This is a genomic window from Caballeronia sp. M23-90, assembly GCF_053574605.1.
In genome coordinates, this window is the sequence record NZ_JBSIPA010000289.1 from 1 (window position 1) to 8,373 (window position 8,373).

The 8,373-nt window shown below is 61.5% G+C and carries 1 pseudogene; it reads right to left on the reverse strand.

Annotation, left to right across the window (positions count from 1 at the left end):
* Window positions 1–115: 115 nt before the first annotated feature.
* Window positions 116–8,245 (reverse strand): annotated as a pseudogene (locus ACRXB1_RS23830) (amino acid adenylation domain-containing protein); the annotation flags it as partial.
* Window positions 8,246–8,373: the final 128 nt, after the last annotated feature.

An 8,373-nucleotide genomic window follows, 5' to 3' on the forward strand; every position in this document is an offset into this window, starting at 1 on the left:
AGTACTATGCGTCGACAGCAAATCCGCAACATCTGCGGCCGAGTTCCACCGCTGTCATCGGGCTATCTCTGGAAGCTGATGGCAAAACGGCTGAACCGGCGAATCATCAATACGACACAGATGACTTGAAGCCGAACGGCGTCTTGTGCAGCACGACATCGCGATCGGTCAGTGCGTAAGCACGCTGCATCCACGCGATCCGGTTCGACAACGCGCCGTGCGTATTGCCCGCCCCCTTGGGTCTGCCCGTTGAACCCGATGTATAGATCAGGTAGGCAAGCTGTTGCGCTTCTACGCCGATATCCAGGGCGTGCGCCGTATCGTCTTGCATCAGTTCGGCGACCGTGAAGACGCGCGCACTGTCCGCTTCGATACGCTCACGTAGATGGGCTTGCGTCAGAACGACTGCGGGCTTTGCGTCGTCGAGCAGGTACGCGATACGCTCAGGGGGGTAGTCCGGGTCGATGGGCAGGTATGCCGCGCCCGCCTTCAACACGCCCATGAGCGCGATGACCATGTCGAACGATCGATCCACGCACAACGCTACCGCCGTATCCGGTTTGACGCCCTTCGCCACCAGCGCTGCGGCATCGCGATCCGCTAGCGCATCGAGTTCACCATAACGCATCTGCCGCAGTTCGCCGTTTGCATCGGCGAATTCAAGCGCAATGGCATCAGGCGACGCTTTAGCCGCATGTTCGAATTGGCGATGCAGCGGCAGTTGTCGTTGCGCCGGCCAAGTGCGTGATGTCGCGTTGCATTGCGCGATCCTGACGATATCTTCGGGGCTTGCAATCGAGATCGTGCCGAGCAACACGTGCGGGTTGATAACAAGTGCTTCCAGACATGCAGCGAACGCGCGATGCAGCATGGTCACGCGCTTTTCATCGATCCGCGCCGCGTCGTAACCGTAGTCGATCGCCATCGACTCGCCGGCTTCAATCACGAGCGTCACCGCAAAATCTGTCGCTTCAATATTGCGCAAGTCGCGCATCTTGAGCGCGCGTTCATTGCGGCCGGCCCAGGCTTCATCGACGGGATAATTTTCGAAAACGACCAGCGTATCGAAGAGCGCACTGCCGCCCTGACGCGCCCATTGCTGGATATCTGCAAGCGGCGTGTGGGCGTGCTCTGCGGCAGCCGCGTTATCGCTTTGCAACTCGCGCAACCACGTCGCGGCCTCACGATGGGGTGACGGCGCCGTGATTACAGGCAGCGTGTTGATGAAAAGACCAAGCACGCTATCGACATCGGGCAAGGCATCCGGCCGACCCGCGACCGTCGCGCCGAACGCAACCGATGACTGATGTGTGACCCGCTGCAATGCAAGAGCCCATGCGCCCTGCACCAGCGTGTTGAGCGTGACATGAAGCCGGCGTGCAGTTTCCGTGACGCGGCTCATGATGTTCGCGTCGAACGTTGCTCGCCACGTGCGATTGCCCGTCTGCGTAGCCACATTGCGTTTCTCGACGAGCACCGGTTCGTCGAGACGGGCAAGACGTTCGAGCCAGAACGCCTTTTCGACGCCTTCATCTTTCTCGGCCAGCCACGCAATGAAATCACGATAGCGCGACTTCGCCCGCACCGAGAAGCGCTGCGCCTGCGGCGGGTCGATGTAATCGCGCAGGATATCGGCGAAGAGACGCGCGGTGCTCCAGCCATCGAGCAACAAATGATGGCGGGTCCAGACGAGCTTCCACTCGTCGTCCGCGATCTGGATGAGCGTCACGCGCATCAGCGGCGGTGTATTCAGATCGAAACCACGTGCCCGATCCGCCGCAAGCCATGATTCGAGCGTGTTATCGCCATGATCGCGCCAGTCGAGCAGGTCAACAGACATGCGCGCTTGGCGGTGCACGATTTGCATCGGCTTGGCTTCGTCAGGCGTGAAACTCGTGCGCAAAATGTCATGAAGTGGCACTGCTGCTTCGAATGCGGCGCGAAGGCGTTGTACATCCGGCGCATGCAACGTTGCAACCAGTTGATTGACGTAGGTCGCCTGCTCCGGCGCGAGCAGCGAGTGGAACAGAATTCCTTGCTGCATCGGTGAGAGCGGATAGATGTCATCGACCGAGCGAAGATCGTGCGGCACGCGGTCGAGCGCGGCCTGGTTCAAACCCGCTTTGAGCGCCAGCGGGTAGTCGCCCGGGGTCGCTCCGCCACCCTGGAGCTTCAGACGATCCGCGCACGCTGCCACGATCTGTGCGAGGATCGTTTCGAAGCGCTGCGCCAACGCTTCAATCGTCGTGCGATCGAATTGCGTCGCGGCATAGACCCACTGCAATTTGAGCGTGCGGGCACCGTTTGTATCGATATATGCGTGAATCGCAAGCGCGTTGCCAAGCGGTCCCGCCGGGTCGCGTTCGCAGCCGGCGCCTCCAAAATGCGGCACGAGCAACGCATCGCGAGGAGCGTCGAACTGACCGAGATAGTTGAACGTCACGCGCGGGCGCGGTACCGCTGCAAGCGCGTTGCGTGTCGCGTCGTCGGCGTAGTGACGCAGGACGCCGAAGCCGAGACCCTTGTGCGGCACTGCGCGCAACGTGTCTTTGGCCTGCGTCAGCGTTACCAGAGGCAACGCGTCGATGTCCAGCGCTACCGGATAGTGACTCGTCAGCCAGCCAAGCGTGCGGCTTGCGTCGATATCATCGAACAACACCTCGCGGCCATGACCTTCGAGTTCGATACGGCACGACGAATGTCCGGTTTGCTCGCCGATCGCATGGGCCAGCGCAGCGGCCAGCAGCTCGACTGTCTGCGTCCGGTACGCAGCATTTGCTTCGTTCAACGCTGCGCGCGTGAGGTCGGCGGCCAGCGTCTGCTCGAAAACAACGGCGTCGGCATTCGTCGCCAATGCTTGTGGATGGTCGAGCGGCATATCCTCGTGTGAGCTGGCAAGTGCGCACCAGTACGACGTTTCCTGCGCGAACGGGGATGTGGGTTCACGTGCGGCACGTGCGAGACGTGCGGCCCAGTCCTGTGCTCGCGTACCAGCGGGCGACAACTGTATGGCGCGACGATCGATTGCGGCGCGATAAGCTGCGTCCAGATCATCGAGCAGGATACGCCAGGACACACCATCGATTATCAGGTGATGGATCGCCAGATAGAGCTGCGTGCTGCCATCCGGAAGCGCCGCGGCCAACGCGCAGACAAGCGGTCCGTTCGTGATGTCGAGCGTGCATTGCAATGCGTCGAACTGCGCGAGCGCGTCAGCCTGATCATTGGCAGTGGTCGCTGCAAGCGGCAATGTATCGAAGGGCTTCGGTGCTCGAACGATCGACCATCCACTTCCGCCGGCGCTCTGCACGAACCGCTGGCTGAAAATATCATGATGCGTTAGCAGCGCATCGAAGGCCCGTGCGAAAGCTTCGAGATCAAACGGCGTTTGCGTATCGAACTCGACCGACTGGTTCCAGTGCCCGCGTTGCGGCATGTCCAGCGTAAAAAAGCGCAGTTGCGCGGGCGTCAGGACAGCAGTCGACGCACGCACCGGCGCGCTCGCCATCGGCGCTGCCGCTGTATCGATTGACGTAGCGACTGTGGCCAGTTGCGCGATGGTTGGACCATCGAAGAGTTGCTTCGGCGTGAAACGCACGCCGCGTTTGCGTGACCGGGCAATGATCTGAAGCACGAGAATCGAGTCGCCGCCAAGTTCGAAGAAATTGTCGGCGCGTCCAACCCGCTCCGCCTTCAATACGTCTTTCCAGACGGCAGCGAGCGTTTCTTCCCTCGGTCCGCGAGGTGCGTCGCCGTCACTTTCAACGCTTACGGGTGTGGCTGCGGCTTCGCGCAGCGCGGCGCGATCAACCTTGCCATTGGGCGTTACTGGAAGCGCGTCCATCACCACAAGCACGGCGGGCACCATGTATTCGGGCACGCTTGGCGCGAGCGCTTCGCGCAACGCCGATTCCGTATGAACGCTGTTTTTATGCAATGTGACGAACGATGCAAGGCGCAAGCGCCCTTCGTGTTCGACCGCAAGCGTCTCTGCTTGCAAAACACCGTCGATGCATCGCAGCGTCGCGCTCACCTCACCCGGCTCAACCCGGTAGCCGCGGATCTTCACTTGATCGTCGAGGCGCCCGAGGAAATCCAGTTGACCATCGGCACGTAAGCGAACGCGGTCGCCCGTTCTGTAAAGGCGCTCGCCCGACGCCTCTGGATGGGGAACAAACCTTTCGGCGGTGGCAGCCGCGCGTCCCAGATATCCCCGCGCGACGCCCGGACCACCCAGATACAGCTCTCCGATCGCACCGGCCGGCACGCACGACCCGAATGCGTCGAGCACGCATGCATACGCGTTCGGCAAGGGCCGGCCGATGGGCACCGATTGCCCTCGTGAATGTGCTTGCGTCAAGGCCGACGTATCGCAAGCGAGCGAACCCACCGTCGTTTCAGTCGGACCATAGTGATTGATCACGCGGCAACCGGGCTTGAGCGCGGCGATCCGGTCGACCAAGGCCCATGGCAAGATCTCGCCGCCTGTTATCAACGCGTGCAATGGCAACACGTCCTCAGGACGCTGCGCATCGAGTAACGCATGAAGATGACTCGGCACGATCTTCAGCACGCCGACGTCGCGGGTCCGCATTTCCTGGGCGAAACGGTCCGGGTCGAACGCGCATGACGCGGGCAGCAAGTGCAGCGTGCGGCCGGAGCACAGCGCGCCGAACAACGTCGTATGTTCAAGATCGGCTGCGACGGTGGAGACCATCGCCATGGATGCGCCGGGCGCGAAGTCGAGTTCGTCAAGCATCCCCTGGACGTAGTCCGCGAGCGCGCCATGCGACACCACGACACCCTTCGGCGTGCCTGTGGAGCCCGAAGTGAAGATCAGGTACGCGGCCTGATGCGGCACCGGCGAAACACGACGGGCGGCCGCGTTGGAAAGCGAGACATCCTGCTCGATGGCATCGATATCCAGTACCGTCGCGTTGGCAATGCTTCGCGGTCCCTTCGAAACGAGCGCCAGGCGCGCCCCGCAAGCTTCGGCGGCAGCGGCGAGGCGTTCTGATGGCATCGCAGGATCAAGCAGGACTGCGTAAGCGCCGGATTTCAGCACGCCCAACAAGGCCACGACAAAGCGCACCGAGCGCTCGATGCACACCACGACCGGCTGTTCGATGGCTGCACCGCGTTGTTGCAACGCGAACGCAACGCGGTCCGATGCATCGTCGAGTTCGGCGCATGTCAGTTGAGTCGTTTCGTCGGCGACCGCCACGCAGTGGGGCGTTGAAACCGCATGAGCGGCGCTGAGCGACAGAACGTCCTTGCCCTCGATAGCCAACATGCGCCGCATTCGCACATCGGAAGTACCGGCGCAATCGAGCAGCGCAACGGCAAGCTTCGGATCACGCACGGCATCCGTCACAAGAGCCGCGAAGCTCGCAAGCCAAGCTTCTGCCGTGGCGGGATCGATGCAATCCAGTGCATAGGCAGACACCAGTTCGATGCCGCGCGAATCGACCGTGAAGTCGAGCGCGAAATCGAAGCGCGCTGCGAGGTCAGGACCGGGCGTTGCAATGGCGGACACGCCGGGCAATGCGGCTTTGATCTCCGTATCGAACTGCTGGGCGAACTTCACGCGCAGCCATTCTTCGCCGCGACGCACAGGCGGTTTTACAGCGTCCAGAACCTGATCGAAGGGCACGTCCTGATGACCGAATGCATCAAGCGAAGTCGCTCGAACGGAGTCGAGCAACACTTCGAACGACGCGAGCGGCTGAACCTTCGTACGCAACGCGAGCGTATTCAAAAACAACCCGATCAAAGGCGCGGTTTCCGCGCGCTGGCGATCCGCAACCGGCACCGCGACAACCAGATCCGTTGCGCCCGTCAGCCGATAAAGCCAGGCATCGAACGCAGCGAGCAGCACTGCAAACGGCGACGCATGTACGCGATGCGCAAGTTCGTGCACACCCATTGACGTGCGTGCACCCAGCCGCAACGACACCCGCCCTCCGCGATGATCGCGTTCCGCAGTACGCGTTCGATCGCAAGGCAGCGCAAGCGGCTCGGGCGCGGTATCGAGTTCCTTGCGCCAGAACTCGATCTGGCGCGCGCCCTCTACGCCTTCGACCACCTCCTGTTGCCACTGCGCGTAGTCCGCGTACTGGATCGGCAACATTGGTAAGGCGGGATCGCGACCCTCGGCGAACGCCGTGTAAGCGGCCGCGAGTTCATCGAATGCGCAGCGTGAACTCCAGCCATCGCTGACTGAGTGATGCACCGCGAGCATCAGCCGATGTGAATCGTTTGCGAACGCCACTAAATCTGCGCGCAGCAACGGGCCTTCGGAAAGATCAAAAGGTTTTGCCGCGTGATCCTGCGCGAGAAGGTCTGCTTGCTCGTCTTGCAGGGCGTCGTTCAGATGACGCAGATCAACGTGGCCGATGCGCACCGGCAACGTCGCATGGACGCGCTGCATGACGACGCCATCATCGTTCTCGACAAGAGTCGTACGCCACACATCGTGGCGCTCCATGACGTGATCCAGCGCGCGTTGCAGCGCCTCGGAATCCAGGGCGCCACGAAGCGCCCAATGTCCCGCGATGTGATAAGCCGATCCCGCATCTTGCGTCTGCGCAAGCACCCAGAAACGTTGCTGCGCGAACGACGCTGGCCGATCAACAAAACTCGCATTGGCCGGCATCGGTGGCATGCGTTTCAATGCGACGTGAACCAGGCCGGATTCACGCTCGCTGCTGTCGATCAACGCCGCAAGTGCATCGAGCTGGGGGTCATCGAATAGCGTATCGAGCCGCAGATTGACGTTATGTTCGCTGCGGATCGCGGCTTGCAATTGCATTGCCGCAAGTGAATCACCGCCGCGGTTGAAGAAGCGATCCGTGCGGCCAACAGGCAACGGGTCGCTCAAAATACGCTGCCAGCATGCCGCTAGCCACCGTTCGGTATCGGTTTGCGGTGCTGCATGGTTCGAATCGGTCTTGAACACCAGCGCCATTACCGCGTACCTCAAAGCCTCGCGATCAAGCTTGCCGTTGAGCGTGTATGGAAGATTGTCGAGGCGTGTGTATCGATGCGGCTGCCAGGCATCCGGCAAGCGTTGCTCCAGATATGCCTTGATCGTCGCATCGTCCAGCGCATCTGCCGTCACAATGCAAGCTGTCAGCACGGTGCGGCCATCGGTTGAATCGGTGAGCACGGCTGCATCGCGGACGAGCGGATGCGCTCGCAAACACGCGGCGATTTCGCCCGGCTCGACGCGAACGCCGCGCACCTGCACCTGATCATCGATACGGCCAAGATAGTCGTATGCGCCATCCGCCCGTTGACGCGCACGATCACCCGTTCGATAAATCCGCGCACCCGGCTCGCCGGATGCATCGGGAATAAAACGTTCAGCGGTAAGCGCCGCACGGCCGTGATAACCGCGTGCAATACACGCGCCGCCGAGCAGCAATTCGCCCACATCCCCCGCTTCCTGCGCACCGTCGATACCTACCACGCGTGGCCCGATAGCCCATCCGATCGGCAACGACGCATATGCGTCATCGCCGGCGAGATCGGGCGTGGCACGCGGCGCGACGGGCCATAACATCGGAGACATGATGGTTTCGGTCGGCCCGTATCCGTTCACGAGCCGCACGGCCGGGAACACACGCCGAACCGTATCGAAGGCATCCTTTGACAGCGCCTCGCCGCCAAACGCAAGCACACGCAACGACGCTGGCACGCCGGATCGACCGGCAAGCGCAGCAAACTCACGCAGGTAAGCAGGCGGGAAAGCCGCAATGTTCACCTGTTCGCGATTGATCATCGCGAGCGCGGCCTCAGGTGCGAACGGCGGCGGATCTGTAATCACGATGCTCGCACCCGCGGCAAGCGGAGCGAGCCAGCATTCATGCGCGGCATCGAAATTGACCGATGCAAAATGCAGCAAGTGATCATCCGCCTGAATAGGCAGGGCTGCCGTCAACGCGTCGCAGTGCGCGGCAAGCGGCCCATGCTCGACCACGACCGCCTTCGGCGTTCCCGTGGAGCCGGATGTATAAATCATGTATGCAGCGGCGCGTGGATGGACGAATATTTCATCGTTATCCTCACCAACCTCTACGCTTAACGACTCCCTCACGTTCGATACTGTCAAACAGTGCGCGAACCGCTGACGCATCATTTCATCCGCCGCAACGTCAACGATCCCATGCGTCAAACCCGCATCGTTCACGATCCAGTCGAGTCGGGCCGCCTGATGATGAGGATCGAGCGGAACGAACGCGCCCCATGTATGGCGACAAACGTTGGATCTGACCGATAAAAATGCGCCTGAGTAGTTTCCGACCCTTTCGACTGCAACGGGACCGGATCATCATAGCTGCGGTATGGAAAGCGGCATTTCCGTCGTCAGAT